Origin of the sequence: Clostridium sp. UBA871 (genome assembly GCF_002295255.1) — a bacterium.
Classification (GTDB): domain Bacteria; phylum Bacillota; class Clostridia; order Clostridiales; family Clostridiaceae; genus Clostridium_J; species Clostridium_J sulfidigenes.
Map to the genome: position 1 here is coordinate 239723 of NZ_DBFV01000004.1, position 20790 is coordinate 260512.

Here is a 20790-nt window from a genome sequence, read left to right on the forward strand (position 1 = left end):
ATTAAATAATAAATTTAAGGAAGTGAGCTTTATGAAATATGTAAGAATTGATAGAATATTACCAGATGATTTAGTTAAAGAAATTCAAAAGTATATTCAAGGTGAATATATATATGTCCCTTCCCCTCCTGAAAAGAGAAAAAGATGGGGTGAAAAATCTAAAAGCCGAGATTATATAAAAGCTAGAAATGCAAAGATATTAAACCAATATATAGGTGGGCAATCAATTAGCAATCTTGCTGAAGAATTCTTCCTTTCACATAGTAGTATTAAGAAAATTGTATATAAAAAAGATAACTAGTAAAAAGCTACCACTCTTGTAATGTGTGGTAGCTTTTGTATAAAAGATGATATAGAAACGATTATTATCTTTCATAAAAAATATAGAAGCTTTAAAATGATATTGAACATAAAATTCATTTTAAAAATGAATTTTTAATTATTCTCGTATATATTAGAACAAAAGGAGAGAGTCAAAATGAATAAAAAAATATCATTAATTCATTCTACAAATTTAGCTCCAGTAGATTATGCTTATGCTGGACGTATACCTTCAGGAATGGACTTATTATTTTTGGCGGGTGCATGTCCCATTAATAGAGATGGAGAAGTACCTAATTTGAGTGATTATGAGCTTCAGGCAAAACTTTGTGTAGAGAATTTGAAGGAAGCACTGAAGGACTGTAGGGCCACTTTGGAAGACGTTGTATATACCAGAGTTCTTGTAGCATCTCAAAATCAGTCAGATTTGGTAACTGCATGGGAAAAAATAATAAAAGAGTTTGGTGATCATGATGTTCCAAGCACCTTATTTGGAGTTACAGTATTAGGATATACAAATCAATTGGTAGAAATTGAAGCAGTAGCAGCAGTAGAAAATAATTCAAAATGATTGAAGTGATAGAGGTGAACTAATTTACACCATTCTTATTTAACGTAACAACTGAAAAGACGAGCGATTCATTAAAACACTGTATTATTCAAATTTGAATTTTACAGTGTTTTTTACGTCGCATTTGAAATAAATAATATGATAACCAAGAGACATACCAACCGTGAGTTCTTATATAATTGTTCTTTTATAATATATTAATATATGTTGTAAAATATGTTACAATATAGGATATAAAATCAAATATAAGTATCTATTGTACAAAAATATGAACTTATTTTATAGTGATTGGAGTTAAAAATGGAAATTTTGATTATTGGAACATTAATAATCTTATAATACATAAGGCTAAAATTGATTAAAATAAAGGAGGAATATAGATGTTTGAGTTCAAAGATTTTGATTACTTAACTGATGGCGAGATTGATTTAAAAATTGTTGAAAAAACTCCAGCTAATGAGGAAAAAGGTTATGTACCTGCATATAAATATAGAATTACGCTACATGATTCAGATGATAGTATAGGTGCTATTGATATACGAATTGGGTATAATGAAAATTTATATTATGGTGGTCATATTGGTTATAGAGTTGAAGAAAACTATAGGGGAAATAATTATGCTTCAAAGGCTTGTAAAATTATCAAATATGTAGCCATTGCACATGGAATGAATAGACTTATAATAACTTGCAATCCAGAGAACTACCCATCTCGAAAAACCTGCGAAAAAGCAGGACTTAAACTTAAAGAGATAGTAGATTTGCCACCATATAATGAACTGTATCTAGAGGGAGAACGACAAGAGTGCATATATGAATGGATTTTAAAATAGTTATTTATTATGCTTTTATACAGAAACGGTAATTATATTTGATTCTTAAGCATCTCTTTAATGAGGTGCTTTTTATATATAAACAAACACTTTATTGTAATTATGTTACAATAAGTTTGTAGTGTTAAAACTACAAATTAACCGTTTTAAGACAATATATAACAATTTGCAAAGGAGGAGGGGATATTTTGAATTATGTTTTTATTCCTATGAATAAAGAATATGCAAATGAGATTGCATATAATTGGAAATATAATGGAGTATATTCATTCTATGACATGATAGCTGACGAAGAAGATTTAAAAGAATTTCTTAATGAAGCTAATTGGGAAGGACATTATTTCGCAGTTCTTAATGATGAATGTGAGTTAATTGCTTATTACTCATACTACTTTGAATGTGGTATTCTGTGGATAGGGTTTGGTCTAAAGCCTGAATTAACTGGAAGAGGGATCGGGGCTGAATTTGTAGTTGCTGGTATTAACTTTGGGATAAAAGAATTTGAGTATAAGAAAGATTATATTATGTTGGCAGTTGCCTCATTTAATAAGCGAGCAATAAAAGTATATGAGAACATAGGCTTCCAGTTTGTAGAGAAATATATGCAAAAAACAAATGGTGGAGAGTTTGAGTTTATTAAGATGAAAAAAATAATATAAATAACGTGGAAGAAAAGATTTGAAGTTATATTGTAACCTATTGAGAACTAGTGACCTTTTAAATTCGTATATATTTTATATTTATTTATGGTATAAGTTTAAATATTAGATATATGAAAGGGGTCAAATCAATGAAAAAAATTATTATAGGAATTTTAGCTCTATGCATTATTGGAGCTATAGCCGTAGCTATATATGTATCACATACAAAGACAAATATTTCTATTTATAAGGAGACTACTAACCCAATACAGAATGATAATAATCAGTACACTGAAGAAGAGGTTAAACGGGTTAAATTGTATGTTGCAGTTATGAGTGCAGCCTTTCAAATAGAGAATGGAGGAAACGGCTTCATTGCTGTACAAAAAGACACATTAGACGGACTTATAGAAGAAAAGGCAAAGGAAGATGTACTTGAAGGACTTAAAAGTCTAACAGAAAATGTATATTGGTATGAAGATGTTAAAGATGATAAATCACTTTTTGAATTTGATGACAATGGCATGATGTCAAGAACTTTAAATGGAACAATGCTTTCAATTAAAGTAGAGCAATTTAAGAATAATAAAGCTGTGGTTGAATCTACTTCCTGGTTTGGCAACTTAGGAGCAGTTTTCCCAAAATATAAAGCGGTCTATAAAAATGGTCAATGGGAATTAGAAGTTATAAGTATGGCTATATCATAACAATATTAATGAATAATTTTAATAGATACTGAATTAAAGCATCTCTTAAAGGAGGTGCTTTTTAATATATAGTCATACATATTATTGTAATTATGTTATAATAAGTTTACAATTGTATAACTTATATTTTAGGATGGTGTATTTAGAGTGAAAAATTTGAAACTTGTTTGTTTTGACTTGGATGATACTCTCATTAGAGAAATTCATTCCGTTATGTTGCCATGCATTTTAAATGGGAAAGAAAAAGAGCACTCTCTCATTCAAGAACAGGAAGAAAAAGGACTGCTTGACTATATATCAGCAGATTACCTTAGATCAGAATTGCTTTTAGGTCTTGAAGAACGTAAAATCGCTCAATCTTTTTTAGAGATTGCAAAACCTTTAAAAAATATCAAGAGTGTAGTTGAAGCATTACATGAACAAAATATTAAATGTATTGTTATTACTGTCGGTCCAAAGCAAGTAGCCAAAGTTGTATGTGATATTTGGGGATTTGATTATTATTATGGTAGTGATTATGAAGTAGTTGAAGGAGTATTTACTGGAAAAATCCTTAATTATATTGGGGCGGAACAAAAAATTGAGTGTTTACAAGATTTTTGTAGTAACAATAGTATTAAACCCGAAGAATGCATTGCTGTAGGTGATGGTTCAACAGATATTCCAATTTTTCAATACTGTGGAGGCTCTATCGCAATAAACAGCTCACCGAAAGTTAAAGAGAGTGCGATGTATGTAGTTGATACAGACGATTTAACGGACATTCTTAAGAGAATAGAGCTGGCAGATAGCTTTTATCACTAACATAGTTCTAATATAACAAACTAAATATTGTAATTATGTTACAATAAGTTTGTATAACTATATTTATAAATGAAAATTGTAAATTAGTACGAACATTATTCAATTAAATAAGAGCGATATACATTGAATAAACCCTAATATATATTGAAAATTTTAAGGTGGTAAAAGAATGAGGATGTTTCAAACATGTTTTTTATAATTGGAATCATATTCTGGTTAATAATAGGACTTATAATAGCATTAAATTCTAATTGGCTTTTAGGCATTAAAAAAAATGCAACGAAAGAAAAACATAGATATAATTATTTAGAAAGTTTTTCTAAAAGAAAAAGATGGGATATAAGTAAGGTTAGTCCATGGAAAGTTATTTGGTTTATAATCGTTATGGGCATAACAATTTACTTTCTTAAACCGAACTTTCTTGATATTCCTCAATTAATAACTGGAAAACTAAATTATGTCACTGGGAAAGTAGTAGAAATAAAACATTATAGCAAAGACCCAACAGACTATGTTTATCTGTCTACAGGAGAAGAGGTTGAATTTTTCTTTTCATCTGGTGTAAGTAAATATGATTTTTATAAAATAGGATATCTAACCCATACCCATAAAGCAATTTATTGTGAGAAAATCGTTTTGGGCAGTAATAATGAAAAGGCAGGAAAAGTTATAGGGTTTCCTTTTAAAGATATCTTGTTGTTCCTTGCTATACTAGGTGCAATATTCTTTTTAGCTTTTATTTCACAATTTATTAAATTGAAAGTATTCATACCAACAAATATAATTGCCATTCCGACATTTGCTTATTATTTTACAAAATATGGAATACAAAATGGTATTTGGTTTTCGTTTAAAAATGAAGGCATATTTGGTTTAATTATAGGAATTATATTTTCATTAATGATATTTTTTATATATTTACTTGAAAAACGACAGTCCGATGATTTCTATAAAACTTATTTTTGTGCTCAATTATTTTCGATTTGTGAAATAGGATTACTTATATGTGTAGTGTTTAATTTGGACTAAAATAAACTAATACTAAAAGAATATTTTTAAACTATATATCAGATAACTATTTCACAGTATTGCTCGGTTTTCAAATGACAAGTTAAAATCTAATTACTTCATATTTTTCTTATCTTGTCTATAAGTCAATTGATATATTAAAATAAAAAAAATTATACTTTTACCTAATTTAGAACACATCTAGGTATATACATAACTATTTACATAGGTAAAAATGTATATAGAGAACTATTTAACTATAAATATATAAACATAGTTAACTATAAAAATATTTAACTATTAAACTAGTTGTTGTCGCCATGTTGGTTTCAGAGGTTTTCATATTTTGAAAGTGGGATTTAATATACCTAAAAATGAAAAATATAAAATGTTGGAGATTAATCTATGTTACATCTTGAAAAGGTTAAAATTGAAGATGCTCATAATATCATAGAGGTTAGAAGACTTGCTTATACAGATGAAGACATTAGATTCGGTGAAAGTAAAGGAGAATATTTGACAAATAGAGGGTAGCATTTATTATGAAAAGGGTGTAAAACACTAATTTCTATTTGATAAAAAATGCCAATAGTTAGCTATTGCTCATTTGACAGCCCAAGTAGTATTTAGTTTTGGTAGAGGTTCAATTTTAATTAGATAATATTTTTTATGAAGCATTTTTTTATTTTTGAATTAAAAAGTTAGAAAGAAGATATAAAAAATAAGACCTAGAACTAATTCTAGGCCTTATTTTTCTTAGCATAGTTTCTCTGATTGAGTTTAATATTCTTTACAGTGTTTGTTTGCATGAGGTAACTGTAACTTCTAATGTTCTTGTAAGGAATGGGCACTTTTCTTTCATCATCTTAAAGTTATCTCCATCTTTTAGGAATTTGGCAGTTCCTTCAAGTAAAAATCCAGTTCCCATATATTTGTAACCCATTACTTCTTTACTACCAAGAGTCAATTTAACTTTAGGGTTAGCATTAATATTTTCTTCTGTTTTAATCATAGCTGCTGCAGGAATTAAGATTTTATTTTCTTCTACAACAATTAAATAACTGTTCCATGTATTAGCGACATGAGCTGTATTATTTGCACAAGTAACAATAGAAACTACTCCTTTATGATTTAGTACCTCAAAAAATTTATCTGTAAACATTTCACATTCCTTCTTTCTTATAAATTATGGATAAGAATTATCGTGGACAATAGTTGTCTTTAATAAGAATATAATTTTTTTTCCCTTTTGTCAATGGAGATATTTTGTAAGAGAGTATATATTTAATGGAACATGATTATCTTGAAGAAGAATAAATAATAGGATATTATTAATAAAAGACTATATATATCAAAGGAGTATGAAAAATGAAATTTTCAGTAGGAGTAGAATATGCAATACATTGTTTATTATATATGGTAAATTTAGAAGAAGGTAAATCTGTGGGAATAAAGGATTTGGCGGCATTTCAAGGTATCTCAGAAACTTACTTATCAAAAGTATATGCAAAATTAAGTAAGTCAGGAATTGTAAAATCTATACCAGGTGTAAAAGGTGGTTATGCACTAGCTCGTAGTGCAGGAGAAATAACATTTTGGGATGTTGTTGAAGCAGTAGAAGGAACTGAATCATTTTTTCAATGTGCAGAAATTAGACAAAAAAATATATTATTAGATAAAGAGAATTTGCCAGATACACATACCAAATGTCCTTGTTTAATAAAAGTTGTAATGTTAGAAGCAGAAGATGAAATGAAAAAATATTTAAATAATAAGACATTGGCATGGCTATATGATGAGGTGTATAATAAAAAGCTTCCAAAAGATGTGGAAAAAGCAACAATTGAATGGTTTAGTAATAAAAGAAAATAAAATAAGGTGAACTACACCTTAATGAAGTTCCATATTTTAGATTTTTTTCATTATATTTTAGGAAATCTATAATTTAAATTAACTTCATTTATTTACTTTTAGCCAAATAGGCGTGGTCTTATTTATATGTATTTGTTATAATATTCCACAAATAAAAATTCTAGGGGGACCTTCGTATGAATACAGCAACATTTCTAGAAATATTAACAGTAGCAGAAAAACTAAAATGCAATACTAGGCACTCATGGACATCGAGCGGACGCCATGAAAGTGTAGCAGAACATAGCTGGCGTACTGCATTAATGGCATTATTAATGCGTGATGAATTTCCAGAGATTGATATGAACAAGGTAATTCGTATGTGTTTGATTCATGATTTAGGTGAAGCCTTTACTGGTGATATTCCTACATTTGAGAAGAAAGAAGAAGATAGTGAAAAAGAGGATGAGATGTTTTTCAAATGGATCGCAACCTTCCATACTCCTTATCGTGAGGAATTCACAGAACTTTTAAAGGAAATGAATGAACTTGAGACTGATGAAGCAAAGCTTTATAAAGCTTTAGACAATTTAGAAGCAGTCATTCAGCATAACGAGGCGGATATTAGTACTTGGATTCCGCTAGAATATGACTTGCAACTTACTTATGGTGCGGATAAGGTGGAATTCTCTCCTTATTTAAGAGAGCTGAAGAAAGAAATTGACCAAAGAACGAAAGAAAAAATAGCTCATAAGAATGAAGCTTAGTTTTTTAGAATAAATAACAGTGACTTATAGGGTGAATTTTTATTCACCCTATAAAATTATCATTGAACTTTTTATATATTGAGTTATAATTAGGTAAAGTTGTAATTTACCTAAAAATATAATTTTAAAAGGAGTAGTTGTTGTGAGAAAGCTTTTGTTAATAGGTGAAAGAATTTATTTGGAAACGCTTACAACCAAAGTTAATGCAAAGACCCTTCAAGAAAACATAAATGATTTTGAACAGACAAAATATATGCATGAAGTTCCATACCCATATACTTTAGAAGATGCTGAAAGCTATATAAAGTACTTAAATTCTATAAAAGATGATTCTTGCATAGAACTGGGTATTTTCAATAGAAATACAGATGACTTTATAGGAGTTGTTTCCTTAAGTAATATTAATTATCAATATGAAAATGGAGAAATTGGATATTGGATAAGAAAAAAATTTTGGAATAAGGGTTATACCAAAGAAGCAGCACAAATGCTTATTAGGTATGCATTTCAGGAACTAAAGTTAGCTAGGATATATGCAACTTTACAAAAGGAGAATACAGGCTCTTTAGCTTTATTAACCAGTTTAGGATTTCAAGTAGAAGGATTAATGAGAAAAAGTGTTAAAAATAAGGGGAAACTAGTTGATAGATATATGTGTTCACTACTTAGAGAAGAATATGATGATACCCATGAAAATGCACAGAAAATCATAGTATAGGTCTTAAATTGGTGGATTTAAATAGCTATGTTGATACAGTTTTTAAATGTATTTACATAATATATTAAAAATGGTATAATAAAAAAAACGCCAAGAGGAGGAAGTAAGTTATGAAACCAGCTATTTGCTAATATTAATTTAATAATTAATATATTTTATAATGAGTTTTAATTTACCTAATTATATTTAGGTTTTATTGTTGTGCTCTTTATGGAATAAGGCATTTAGAAGGTAACTTACTTTATTGAAATTGATACTATAATTTATAATATTTCAAAAAGCTTTAACTATTGGAGAAAAAGCTTTGAAGAGTATATAATGGGATATATAGCATAATGATATGTTTTTAACCTATATCTTATTTAAGTAAATTATAATAGTATTAGAGTATTTCTGACTGTAAGAAGAAACCATCTTCTTACAGTTTTTTATTTTTAAATAATAAAAAGTTATAATAATTAAGGTGTTTTTGTGCCTATCCATGAAATGCATAATTAGAATTATTGATGGAAGAAGGAATTTTTATGTTCGAATTAACATTAAATGGTGTAAAAAAATATATGGATGCAACTCTTGTTCTTAAAAATATATCCTTTCAGATTTTTTCAGGAGAAAAAGTTGGTATAGTAGGGGTTAATGGAAGTGGAAAGAGTACTGTTCTTAAGTTAATAGCAGGAGTGTTACCAATGAATTATTGTATTGGGTATCCGGGAGCTACAAGTCCAGGATATGATGAAGGTTTCATTTGTAAGCCTAGAGAAGCTACTTGTGCATACCTTGAGCAAATTCCTAAGTATGAAGATGGCATAAAGGTTATTGATGTTCTAAAATTAGCTTTTGAAGAAGTTTATAGCATAGAGAATAAAATGCGTGAATTAGAAGATAGAATGAAGTTTTTAGAAGATAATAATTTAGAAAAAGCTCTGAAGCAGTATAGCCAATTAGTTGAATTATATGAAGTTAAAGATGGATACAATACAGAAGAAAAATTAAGTAGGATTTGTACTGGGTTAAAATTAGATGAAAGCTTTTTAAATAAAGAATTTAATTTATTAAGTGGTGGCGAAAAAACTACGGTTGTCCTTGGCAAACTGCTCATAGATAACCCAGATATATTACTACTAGATGAGCCTACAAATCATCTGGATATGGAGTCAACTGAATGGCTTGAAGCTTATCTTAAAAGCTACAATGGTATTGTAATTATTGTATCTCATGATAGATACTTTTTAGATAATGTGGTAACAAAGATTATAGAAATAGAGGATATGGAAAGTAAGACTTATAAAGGAAATTATTCTGATTTTTCAAAGCAAAAAGAAGAGAATATCCTTGAACAATTTCACCAATATAAGGAGCAGCAAAAGGAGATTAAGAATGTACAGAACGCTATAAAGGAGTTAAGGGATTGGGCAGCTAGGGTAGATAATAATAAATTCTTTAAACGAGCTGCTAGTCTACAAAAAAAGCTTGATAAAATGAAAAGTAGTGATACTGAAAGTGATAAATTTTATCGAACCAGGGGTCAATATGTAAGAACTGAAAAACCAAAGTTTGAAAGAAAGAATATGAAGCTTAACTTTAAAGATGGTGAACGATCTGGTAATGAGACAATTAAGGCTAAAGGGCTTTCTAAATCTTTTGATGATAAGGTTATTTTAAGAGATGTAGATTTATTGATTCATTTCGGTGAAAGAGCAGCATTAATAGGCCCAAACGGTAGTGGTAAAACTACTTTCTTGAAAATGCTTTTAGATGAAGAAAAGCCAGATTCTGGTGTAGTGGAATTAGGTGCTAATGTAATGGCTGCATATTTACCACAGAAAATCACCTTTAAAAATGAGGAGTTTACTGTACTAGAGTGCTTTAGAGAAGATATTTCAATACTTGAAGGTCAAGCACGTGAATATCTATCAAAATTCATGTTTTATGGGAATAGTGTATTTAAAAAAGTAAAGCATTTATCTGGGGGAGAGAGAATAAGACTAAAACTAGGTAAGCTATTATATAAAGACGTGAATTTATTGATATTGGATGAGCCTACTAATCATCTTGATATTGATTCCATAGAAAACTTCGAAGAAGCTCTAGAAGATTTTAAAGGAACTATATTTTTCATATCCCACGATAGATATTTTATTAATAAAATAAGTGAAAGAGTAATTGCCATTGAAGATAATGGTTTTAAAAGCTATCCTGGAAATTATGATTATTATAAAAATGTAAAAGAACAGCTTAAGCTACAAGAGATTAAAGAGCCCGTGATAAAACAGGAAAAAGTTAAGAAACCTAAAAAGGTTGATGAGGATAAACAGAAGGAAGTGGAAAAGGCTAAGGTTGAAAGAATCATTGAAGTCCTTGAAAATGAAATAAAGGATATTGATGTTGCCATGACTGATGAAAAGTTGGATTATGAAAATCTTAATAAGTTATACTGCAAAAAAGAAGAGTTAAGTAGTAAGCGTGATGAAGCTATGGAATTGTGGGTAAGTTTAAATTAATACCTATGGGTAACTGTAATTAGATTAGTGGAAAGTTGTAGAAATCGTTATCTAGGGACGTAACTTCTCTTTACTACCATTTTGAAGAAGATGGGAGTATTAGAGCTGATATTCATCGGATAAAACAAAAAGCCAATGCTTAAGACTATAAGCTTGGCTTAAATTTTAATATAAAATCCAAAATACCGGTACTCTAATTTTGAAGCCTATCTCACGATAGGTGGGTGTCCTCACAGATGTCTCAATCGCCCTCAATGCCGTGAAAAGGACTCACAAGAAGGTACATTTCCTCATTTAAATATTGAACTCCCTAAAATTAAATGTAGGTTCAAAATAAGAGCTTAACGCATATTCCAGAAATTTAACTTTTTATTTATTAGTCATTTCCTTGGTGTGAGATTATAATATCATATTTTAGTTTAATGTACAATATATTTTTTTATGGTAAATTAATCCTTTGATGTTTTACTTTAATTTAACGTAAATACCATGATTTGTATATATTTAGTAATTTTGATATAATGAAATTGTTGAATATTTATGTTTTTTATTTATTATATTTTAAGGTAGCAACTTAGTTATATGAGGTAAAAACTTAGTTATATAATGAAATTACATAAATATTCATATAACTTGTCTTAGTATAACAGTAATAAATATAAGGAGAGTATTTATGGAAAATTTGGATAAGCAACACAGTGGCAAAGGTACTGTTATTATATTCTTTATAGTATGTTTTGGAATGACAGCACTAATGGGATTTTTAATGGCTTTTGCATATTCTAAAGGGGCTGTAGGTGCATTTCCCCTCGTACAAATGTATTACCCATCCATAGGAGTTATGTTTGCATTCTTATGTAACAAGGAAATAAGAACAAGGGCACCTAAAAAGTTTTTTGGAGTATTTTTGATTTTCTCAATGGTATCAGTAATTATACTTTCTATACAGACCTTTACTGGATATGGTGAGCCAGAGATTGTAGCTGGAATATTAGTCACAGCAGGAAGTTTTCTGGGACTTATTATGCTAGGTATTGAAGATAGCAAAACCAGGGAAGAGTTTGGACTTAGCATAAAAAAGAATGGTAAGAAATCATTATTCTATATTCTTATTTTTGTTGTACTTTACTTATTAGCAAATTTAATATCCTGTGCTATAAGTGGATCCCTTGATGATTTTTTTACATACCTTAAGTATCCGACTATTTTAAAATTACTTCTGCTTTTACCATTAAATTTTTTATTTACTTATTTTCTTTTCTTTGGAGAGGAATACGGATGGAGGTATTTCTTACAACCAGTACTTCAGGACAAGTTTGGTAAAAGATGGGGTGTACTTTTACTTGGAGTAATTTGGGGACTTTGGCATTTCCCAATAAATTTATTTTATTATAGTCCAGAGACCTCTTTTTATAGCATAGTTACTCAGCTTATAGTTTGTATATGTTACTCTGTTTTCTTTGGCTATGTATATCTTAAGACGGAAAATATTTGGGCTGTGTCCATGATACATTATTTAAACAATAATCTTGGTTTTCTACTCTTTGGTGCAGATGGTTCAAATACTGTTATTAGGTGGCAAGATGTCCTTTTGTCCTTTGTGATTTTTAGTATTATTTATTTGCCATTTTTAGCTACAAAAGAATATAGAAAGAAAACTCATATTTCAGAAGAAATAAATGAATAGGAATATATAAAGATACCCACCCAAACTACATAGGTGTATATCTTTATATTTATCTTTAATGTACACTAATAGTTATAGTAAAAAGCCAGTGCTTATGATTTTAAATTAAGCATTGGCTTTATAATTTTTAAATAAAAATCTATTGAATTTGAGTTTCACGAATATTTTTAGATAGTGTGGGAAATATAGGTGGATAGAAAGGGGTAGATAGTAGATGATAATAGATGAAGTTGATAAAAAAGATAAAGATATAGAGAGTTTTTTTAATTTATCTCGGGAAGGATATATGTTTATAAAAAATAGAATGGATCAGTTTAAGACTAATATTTTTGAGACTCGACTATTAGGGAAAAAAGTTATTTGCATTAGTGGGGGAGAAGGAGCAAAAATATTTTATGACCAAGAACGATTTAAAAAAAATAATGCATTACCCAAACGAGTACAAAAAACATTATTTGGTATGAATGCCATTCAAACAATGGATGGAGGAGAACATCTTCATAGAAAGAAACTTTTCATGGCCTTAATGACACCATTCCATGGGGAACAATTAGCAAAACTTGTATCAGAGGATTTGGAAGCTAGTATTGATAAGTGGAAAGTCAATGATGAAGTCATACTTTTTCAAGAATCTAAAGAGATTTTATGTAGAGTTGCATGCAAGTGGGCTGGAGTTCCGCTAATAGAATCTGATGTTAAAGAGAGAGCTGAGGATTTTAGTGCAATGGTTGATGCATTTGGAGCAGTTGGACCACGTCACTGGAAAGGCAGAATTGCAAGAAACAAATCTGAAGAGTGGATAGTTGGTATAATAAAAGATGTACGATCTTACAAGCTAAAGGTAGAAGAAGATTCAGCACTTTATTCAATGGCTTTTCATAAAGATCTTCATGGTAAAGAACTTAGTGACGAAATGGCAGCAATAGAACTTATAAACGTACTAAGACCCATTGTTGCTATTTCAACTTTTATTACATTTACAGCTTTAGCTCTATATAAACATCCAGAATATAAAGAAAAGCTATTAAAAGGTGGTAGTGATTATCTTGAAATGTTCATACAAGAAGTGCGCCGCTACTATCCATTTACACCTTTTCTTGGTGGGATAGTAAAAAAGGATTTCAATTGGAGTAATTATGAATTTAAAGAAGGAATGCTTGTATTACTTGATGTATATGGCACGAATCACGATTCTAGAATTTGGGATAAACCCTATGAGTTTTGCCCAGAGCGTTTTAAGGAATGGGAGGATAACTTATTTAATTTCATACCTCAAGGTGGAGGTAATCCCTTTAAGGGACATCGCTGCCCTGGGGAGAATATCACTATGGAAATAATGAAAGCATACCTTGATTTTCTTGTTAACAAAATTGAGTTTGAAACTCCTGATCAAGATTTAACTTATAGTTTAGTAAGAATGCCTACATTACCTAAAAGTGGATTTGTAATTAAGAATGTGCGAAGAAAATCATAGGATTTTAATAAATATTGAGCATGTACTAGCAATAATACTAAATTACATGCTCAACACTTTATAAAGAATAGTGAATGATTTTAAGACTAAATATATAAGTTGTTTACAGATATCAAGGTGTTAACAAATACTTTTTTATTAAGAAATTTTATGAGGTAATAAAGCTATCTTTACAACTACTAAAATATTGCATGGTTTTTACTAAGAAAACTATACCAAAAATAAATAACCCTAACACATATAAGATATTTATTACAGGTATAAATATTACTATAAAAGCTAATATACTTGCAATAGTTAATGCTTTATATTGATTCCACCTATCATCAGCTTCTTCAGCTAACATATGTTTATCATGATTGTTAAGCATTTCTTTCATACCCATGAATAAATTGTATATTACATATAAGGTTAATATTAAGGAAGCTAATCCTACTAGAATACCAAATGGTCCTAAAATTCCAAAGGTGATACCACCGTTATTGTTTTTAACTTCATATATTGAAAAAATAGAAAGTATTAGGGTAAAGATATTTAATGTTGAAGCCTTTGAAAAATGCTCGCTATGCTCTTTAAGCTGACTAAATGCCATAGCAAATAGTATAAATCCAATTACATCGGGGAGTATATCAAAACCACAAATTCTAAAGTTTAAAGATATAAACAAGAATCCCCAAAAAAAATTATTTAATCCCTTTTCTATCATTTTATGCACCCCTTATTATTTCTTATTAACTATAGCTGTACCCCTTTCTATTTCCATAAGCATATGGAAATATTCTCTTACTTATATTAAATCATATGCAATATAGTATGTAAATAATGTTTAAGATTACATTATTAACCATAGAATTCGTATATGCTTTATATTAATGTCTACAGCTAGTTGTAATATGGTATAATATTAAAGCAAGTTTACATAAGGCTTAAGTGAAAAGCCTGTTTATAACCTAGGTCTAGGAATAAGTTAATAGTAACCAGGGGGAACAAAATGAACATAAAGTTAAAGGATTTATTTGAGAAAGAAATTAATAGAGATATAAAAGGTGTAATTAAGGTAGGTCAATGTGACCAGGAGAATATAAAGCAGGAACTTGAAGAATACGTGATTACGGATGAGCTACGTAGTAATTTTAATGAGTTTTTTGAGGCATACAGCAGAGACATATTAGATAGTACTGATAGGATTGGAGTATGGATTTCAGGATTTTTCGGTAGCGGTAAATCTCATTTTTTAAAGATTTTATCCTATGTTTTATCTAATGAAACCATAGGAAATAAAAGTACTTTAGACTATTTTTATAGTAAGGAACTACAGGATTCTACCCTAAGGAATATGGAGCTTATAAATAACCAATCTACAGATACTATCCTTTTTAATATAGATTCTAAGTCTGACCGGGCTTCAGAATCCCATAGGGATGCTATTGTTAATGTACTTAATAGGGTTTTCAATGAAATGCAGGGTTTTTGTGGATCTATGCCTTGGATTGCTGATATGGAAAGACAGATGACTGAAGATGGGGTATATGAAGATTTTAAAGAAGTGTTTCATCATATATCAGGAAAACCTTGGACTCAGGGTAGGGAAGATTTTTATTATGAAGAGGATGCCTTAATAGAGGCTTTATCAAAGGCTACTAAGATGAGTGAAGATGCTGCAAGAAACTGGTATAGTAAATGTGAAGAAAATTATTCCTTAACTATAGATAAGTTTTCTTCTAGGGTTAGGGAGTATTGTGATTTAAAGGGAAATAATCATCATGTGGTATTTTTAATAGATGAAATTGGCCAATATTTAGGAGAAGATACTCAGCTTATGCTAAATCTTCAGACAGTGGTGGAGGATTTAGGTAGCAAATGTGAAGGTAGATGCTGGGTTATTGTTACATCTCAAGAGGATTTAGATGTGTTTACTTTAGGTAAAGGCAATGACTTTTCTAAGATTCAAGGAAGGTTTAATACAAGATTGTCATTATCTTCTGCTAATGTGGATGAAGTAATTAAAAAACGTATTTTGAGAAAAAAAACTCAGGCAATGGAGATGCTACAAAGTCTATATGAGGAGAGAGAATCTTTTATTAGAAATCTTTTAACCTTCACCACAGATACTGTGGACATGAAATTATATAAGGACATGGATAATTTTGCACAGGTTTATCCCTTTGTACCTTATCAGTTTAACTTATTACAACATGTTTTTAATGGCATAAGAAGCCATGGAGTAGCTGGAAGAAGCTTGTCTAAAGGCGAGAGAAGTTTACTGGGAGCGTATAAGCAAGTGGCAGTTGAGTATATGGACAAAAACATAGGAACCTTAGTTCCATTCTCAGCTTTTTATAATACTATAGAGACTTTTTTAGACCCTTCTATTAGAACAGTTATTGGTTATGCTGAAAATAATGAAAAGCTAAATAGCTATGATGTTAAAGTCCTTAAATTACTATTCCTTATAAAATATGCTAGGGGAATAAAGGGTAATATTGAGAACTTATCTACTCTTTTAATAGATAATATAGAAGCCTCAAAGAAAGAAGTTAAGGAGCAGGTGCAAGAGTCATTAAGTAAACTTATCAGAGAAACTCTGGTTGAAAAAAATGGTGATGAATTTGTATTTTTAACAATTCAGGAACAAGAGGTAAATAAAGAGATAAAAAATATGACAATTGATAGTGGAGAGATTGCTCAAAGGATAGGTGAGATAGTTTTTGAACATATATATGAAAATTCTAAGTTTGCCTATTCTAAAATTTATTCTTTTAGTTTTAATAAGTTAATAGATGAAAAGGTAAGAGGGTCTAAAAAAAATCCTGTAGGAATTAGGATTATAACTGCTAATTATAATTTAGTAGAAGGGGTTAGTAAAAATTATCTTAAGGAATTATCTGATAGAGAAAATAATGTGATAATTGATATATCAAACCAGGATAATTATATAGAGGAAATTGAAAATATACTTAAAATAGAGGGTTATATAAGGCTTAAAGGTACCCTAATATCAACTATTCACATGGAGGATATTAAGATAAAAAAAACTAAGGAAAGAGAACTCAGGTTAAAAAGGGCTAAATTCTTAATAGAGGAAGCTTTAAGGTGGTCAGATATATATGTAAGTGGCTCTCTTTTAAACATTAAGGTAAAAGGTTTAGTGATTAGAATCAATGAGGGATTAAGAACCCTTGTAGATTCAAGGTTTAACAAAATAAACTACATTACAGAGTTTATATATAATAGTAGGGAACTATATAATATAGTGGAAGCTGATACTCGTCAAAGAAGTATAGAAGATAATGAGGCAAATAAATTAGCCTTGGAGGAAGTAAATAATTATATATTAACTAGTACCATGAGAAGTATTAAATTAACGGTGAAAAGCATATTAGCTAGATTTACAAGTCCACCCTATGGTTGGAAGGACCTAGATATTCAAGGGATACTCCTGAAGCTATTTAAAAAGCAATATATAAGTATTATATATGCTAATGAGGTAGTGTCTTCTAATAGCAATGATATAGTAGATTACCTAGTTAAGGGAGAGTATGAAGAAAAGGTTATAGTTATTAGTAGAGAAAAGGTACCTAGTAAATATATAGATGCAGCTAGGGAGTTAATTAAAGAACTCTTTGGAGGAGGCTCTATACCTAATGATGAAGAACTTCTAATGAAGTATTTCAAAGAATTAGGCAAAGAAGAACTTAAGAAAATTAAGGATATGAATTTTAATTATTCAATAAATAAAGATTATCCTGGAAAAGAAATAGTATTTCTAGGTGAAAAGTTATTTGAAGGTCTACTTAATATAGATGACATCCAAGAATTTTTTAAGTATGTCTATGATTTAGAAGAAGAATTCCTAGACTATATAGATTATGTTGATAATATAAAGGGATTTTTTTATATAAAAGAAAACAATACAGTTGACTTAAATGTAAGAGGAGAGCAGAGAATAATCTTTGATGCGGCTACAGACATCCTTAATTCCTTTGAAGAAAATAAGGAATTTATATATGATTCTGAAATAGAAGGACTAGTAGAAGAACTATATGGTATTTTAAGGATGAAAGAGCCATATAACAGGATTCCTCAGCTACCAACACTTATAGAAAAGTATAATAATAGGGTGTTAGATCTATTAAATAAAGATATAACTCCAGCAATAGAATTTATTAAAGCTTGTAAGGATGAAGTTATAGAAAACTTGAAGGGCTATGATTTCTATAATGAAATTGAAGCTAAAATTAATGAAGACTTTGAAAACCTTACTAAGAAAACTCTATGTTCAAAGAGTTTTCCAGTTATATTATCAATGTATAAACTTGGAGAGAAACTAAAGTTAAGGTGGTTAAATGAAATTACTTTAGAAACTGGAAGAGAAAACATTGCTAAAGTACTTAGTGTGATGGAATTGGTTAAGGATGAAAAGGCTATAAAAAATCATGAGGACATAGAATTATTATTAGAAAACTTAAGAAAGCGATTAAAAGAAGAGTTGAAGGAAGATACAACAATAAGATTAGTTTAAACCATAATTTAAATAAAAGATTATATTTTCAGAAATATTTTCAATAAAAAAACTGAAATCAAATCTTGATTTCAGTTTTTTTGATAGGACAATCACAAAATAGAGTTATCTATTTTGCGAAAGCCCCTTTATTTTATCTATGACACTTGCTAGCCTGGGAGCAGCCTGAGCAACCACAGCCACAACCGTCACCTTTAGAGTGTTTTTTTAATTGTTTTACTGATACTAATATCATAGCACCTATAACTACAGCACCTATTAAAAATGTTGCCATAGTAACACCTCCTTTATAAAAAGATTAAGCGTCCAACTTGATATATTATTAAGGAAACCACATAGGCTAAACCTGTTTGATATCCTATAGCGATAAATGTCCATTTCCAAGAACCCATTTCACGTTTAATAGCGCCTATAGCCGCAAAGCATGGAGCAGCTAGTAGGGTGAATGCCATGAAAGAGTAAGCACTAACTACATTAAATAGTTGTCCCATAGTTGAAACTAGGTTAGGGTCACTTTCTGTTAGTTCAGCACCAAGTCCGAATAGGACACCAAAGGTAGCAACTACATTTTCTTTAGCTAAGAATCCTGTTACAGTAGCAACGGCAGATTGCCAGTTACCAAAGCCTAGAGGTGCAAATATCGGAGCTATTACATTTCCAATGGAAGCTAATATACTATCTTGTGCGTCTACCATTTGTAAAGACCAGCTAAAGGATTGTAAAAACCAGATAAGACCTGAAGCTACAAAGATAATGGTACCAGCTTTTATGATAAAGGCTTTTCCTCTGTCCCACATGTGGATAAGAAGTCCTTTTAAGCTAGGTATTCTGTATTGTGGCAGTTCCATAACAAAAGGAGCTGGATCACCTTTGAATAGCTTAGTTTTCTTAAGGATTATTCCTGAAAGTATAACCATGGCTATACCTAAGAAGTACATTGATGGTGCTGCCCAAGGTTGACTAGGGAAGAAGGCACCAGCTAGTAGTGCAAATACTGGTAGTTTAGCACTACATGGAATAAATGGAGTAAGCATTATAGTCATTTTTCTATCTCTATCATTTTCAATGGTTCTACTTGCCATAACAGCAGGAACACTACAACCAGAACCTATTAACATAGGTATAAAAGATTTACCGGAAAGTCCAAACCTACGGAAGATCCTGTCCATGATAAAAGCTACACGAGCCATATATCCACAGTCTTCTAGTAAAGATATTAAGAAGAATAATACCATTATTTGTGGTACAAATCCGAGAACTGCACCAACACCACCGATAATACCATCTACAATTAGTCCATGTAACCAGTCAGCTACCTGCATATTCATTAACCAGTTAGAAACATTTCCTTGAATGAGCTCGGCAAAAAGGGTGTCATTTACCCAATCAGTGGCTATGGTTCCAATGGTAGTAACGGCAATATAATATATACCTAGCATTACTAGTGCAAAAATCGGAAGGGCAAGCCATCTGTTAGTAACAACTTTGTCTATTTTATCTGAAGTAGATAAATTAGAATTATTTTTCTTCTTAACACAGGAGGTAATTATTTTACCTATGTAGTCATAACGTTCAGTGGTAATAATACTTTCCGCATCGTCATCAAGAGATTCCTCATAGTTATTAATTAAATTATCTAATTTATCTTTTGTATTGTTATCTAGTTTTAAATATTCTAGAACTTTTTCATCTCTTTCAAAGAGTTTAATATAAAACCAACGTGGATTTTTTATTAAAGAATTTCCTTTTAATAGTTTTTCTATGTTACTTATAACTTCTTCTGTATCCTTACTAAAGGTATTTAATAAGGTAACATTTGGAGTACTTTTACCAATTTCTACAGCCTTATCAGATAATTCCTTTAGACCTTTTCCCTTAAGGGCAGAGGTTTCTAATACTTCACATCCAAGTGACTTAGAAAGCTTTGAAGTGTTTATTATGTCTCCATTTTTATTTACTACGTCCATCATATTTAAGGCTATAACTACAGGAATTCCAAGTTCTACGAGTTGAGTTGTTAAATAAAGATTTCTTTCAATATTTGATCCATCAACTATATTAATAATCACATCTGGTCTTTCATCAATCAAGAAATTACGAGTTACAACTTCTTCTAAGGTATAAGGTGATAGGGAATAAATCCCTGGTAAATCAACGATAGTTACATCCTTATGTCCTTTTAATTTTCCTTCTTTCTTTTCTACAGTTACCCCAGGCCAGTTTCCTACATATTGGGAACTCCCTGTAAGTTCATTGAAAATTGTGGTCTTACCACAGTTTGGGTTTCCAGCGAGAGCTATTTTTATACCCATTTTAATCCCCCCTAAATGTTAGCTAATGCTAACTTACTAATGAAAAATATACAGAGATTTAACTCTGTGAAAA

At 30.0% G+C, this 20790-nt stretch carries 19 protein-coding genes and 1 other RNA gene; 15 read left to right on the forward strand and 5 right to left on the reverse strand.

What is annotated here, in order from left to right; translation table 11 throughout:
* The first annotated feature begins 31 nt into the window (after positions 1 to 31).
* From B3086_RS07120 to B3086_RS07155, 8 genes are all read left to right on the forward strand, one after another.
* Complete coding sequence (locus tag B3086_RS07120) at positions 32 to 301, forward strand: CD3324 family protein (RefSeq protein ID WP_346876724.1); 270 nt, start codon at positions 32 to 34, stop codon at positions 299 to 301.
* Between the two features lie 177 nt (positions 302 to 478).
* On the forward strand, positions 479 to 892 hold the full coding sequence (locus tag B3086_RS07125) for a RidA family protein (RefSeq protein WP_346880316.1): 414 nt from the start codon (positions 479 to 481) through the stop codon (positions 890 to 892).
* Positions 893 to 1272: 380 nt separating this feature from the next.
* A complete protein-coding gene (locus B3086_RS07130; RefSeq protein WP_346880315.1) occupies positions 1273 to 1725 on the forward strand; it encodes a GNAT family N-acetyltransferase in 453 nt (150 codons plus the stop codon).
* 188 nt (positions 1726 to 1913) lie between these two features.
* Complete coding sequence (locus B3086_RS07135) at positions 1914 to 2384, forward strand: GNAT family N-acetyltransferase (protein WP_346893105.1); 471 nt, start codon at positions 1914 to 1916, stop codon at positions 2382 to 2384.
* 131 nt (positions 2385 to 2515) lie between these two features.
* Entirely contained in the window at positions 2516 to 3073 is a 558-nt protein-coding gene (locus B3086_RS07140) for a hypothetical protein (RefSeq protein WP_346893107.1), read from the forward strand.
* Positions 3074 to 3220: 147 nt separating this feature from the next.
* Positions 3221 to 3877 carry an HAD family phosphatase gene (locus B3086_RS07145; protein ID WP_346846887.1) on the forward strand — a complete coding sequence of 219 codons (657 nt, stop codon included), beginning with the start codon at positions 3221 to 3223 and terminating at the stop codon, positions 3875 to 3877.
* Between the two features lie 186 nt (positions 3878 to 4063).
* Complete coding sequence (locus tag B3086_RS07150) at positions 4064 to 4906, forward strand: hypothetical protein (protein WP_346880312.1); 843 nt, start codon at positions 4064 to 4066, stop codon at positions 4904 to 4906.
* Positions 4907 to 5290: 384 nt separating this feature from the next.
* Positions 5291 to 5419: a hypothetical protein gene (locus tag B3086_RS07155; protein ID WP_346876719.1), complete on the forward strand. Its 129-nt coding sequence runs from the start codon at positions 5291 to 5293 to the stop codon at positions 5417 to 5419.
* Positions 5420 to 5675: 256 nt separating this feature from the next.
* On the opposite strand, the gene B3086_RS07160 is transcribed toward B3086_RS07155, so the two are convergent.
* Positions 5676 to 6047, reverse strand: coding sequence for a pyridoxamine 5'-phosphate oxidase family protein (locus B3086_RS07160; protein ID WP_346880311.1), 372 nt, complete (start codon positions 6045 to 6047; stop codon positions 5676 to 5678).
* A 206-nt stretch (positions 6048 to 6253) separates the two neighbouring features.
* Between B3086_RS07160 and B3086_RS07165 the strand changes: the two genes are divergently transcribed.
* The 4 genes from B3086_RS07165 to abc-f all read left to right on the forward strand — a co-directional run bounded on the left by B3086_RS07165 (position 6254) and on the right by abc-f (position 10722).
* Positions 6254 to 6757, forward strand: coding sequence for an Rrf2 family transcriptional regulator (locus B3086_RS07165; protein WP_346871548.1), 504 nt, complete (start codon positions 6254 to 6256; stop codon positions 6755 to 6757).
* Positions 6758 to 6933: 176 nt separating this feature from the next.
* Complete coding sequence (locus tag B3086_RS07170; protein ID WP_346878847.1) at positions 6934 to 7503, forward strand: HD domain-containing protein; 570 nt, start codon at positions 6934 to 6936, stop codon at positions 7501 to 7503.
* 142 nt (positions 7504 to 7645) lie between these two features.
* Entirely contained in the window at positions 7646 to 8221 is a 576-nt protein-coding gene (locus B3086_RS07175; RefSeq protein ID WP_346876715.1) for a GNAT family N-acetyltransferase, read from the forward strand.
* 524 nt (positions 8222 to 8745) lie between these two features.
* Positions 8746 to 10722, forward strand: a complete 1977-nt coding sequence (gene abc-f, locus B3086_RS07180; RefSeq protein ID WP_346893109.1) for a ribosomal protection-like ABC-F family protein — start codon at positions 8746 to 8748, stop codon at positions 10720 to 10722.
* Positions 10723 to 10892: 170 nt separating this feature from the next.
* On the opposite strand, the gene ssrS is transcribed toward abc-f, so the two are convergent.
* Positions 10893 to 11085: non-coding RNA, 6S RNA (gene ssrS, locus B3086_RS07185), on the reverse strand.
* A gap of 310 nt (positions 11086 to 11395) precedes the next feature.
* On the opposite strand from ssrS, the gene B3086_RS07190 reads away from it, so the two are divergent.
* On the forward strand, positions 11396 to 12409 hold the full coding sequence (locus B3086_RS07190) for a type II CAAX endopeptidase family protein (RefSeq protein ID WP_346893111.1): 1014 nt from the start codon (positions 11396 to 11398) through the stop codon (positions 12407 to 12409).
* Positions 12410 to 12623: 214 nt separating this feature from the next.
* On the forward strand, positions 12624 to 13883 hold the full coding sequence (locus B3086_RS07195) for a cytochrome P450 (protein ID WP_346893113.1): 1260 nt from the start codon (positions 12624 to 12626) through the stop codon (positions 13881 to 13883).
* Between the two features lie 148 nt (positions 13884 to 14031).
* Here B3086_RS07195 and B3086_RS07200 read toward each other — a convergent pair whose 3' ends face one another.
* Positions 14032 to 14589 carry a hypothetical protein gene (locus B3086_RS07200; RefSeq protein WP_346848209.1) on the reverse strand — a complete coding sequence of 186 codons (558 nt, stop codon included), beginning with the start codon at positions 14587 to 14589 and terminating at the stop codon, positions 14032 to 14034.
* A gap of 285 nt (positions 14590 to 14874) precedes the next feature.
* On the opposite strand from B3086_RS07200, the gene brxC reads away from it, so the two are divergent.
* Positions 14875 to 18405, forward strand: coding sequence for a BREX system P-loop protein BrxC (gene brxC, locus B3086_RS07205; RefSeq protein ID WP_346893115.1), 3531 nt, complete (start codon positions 14875 to 14877; stop codon positions 18403 to 18405).
* A gap of 133 nt (positions 18406 to 18538) precedes the next feature.
* On the opposite strand, the gene B3086_RS07210 is transcribed toward brxC, so the two are convergent.
* Together B3086_RS07210 and feoB are read right to left on the reverse strand one after the other, a co-directional pair.
* Positions 18539 to 18679 (reverse strand): FeoB-associated Cys-rich membrane protein, encoded by a 141-nt coding sequence (locus B3086_RS07210; protein WP_150845475.1) that lies wholly within the window; start codon positions 18677 to 18679, stop codon positions 18539 to 18541.
* Positions 18680 to 18692: 13 nt separating this feature from the next.
* The gene (gene feoB / locus B3086_RS07215) at positions 18693 to 20717 is read right to left on the reverse strand and encodes a ferrous iron transport protein B (RefSeq protein ID WP_346876243.1); all 2025 of its coding nucleotides are present in this window, start codon (positions 20715 to 20717) and stop codon (positions 18693 to 18695) included.
* Between the last annotated feature and the right edge of the window lie 73 nt (positions 20718 to 20790).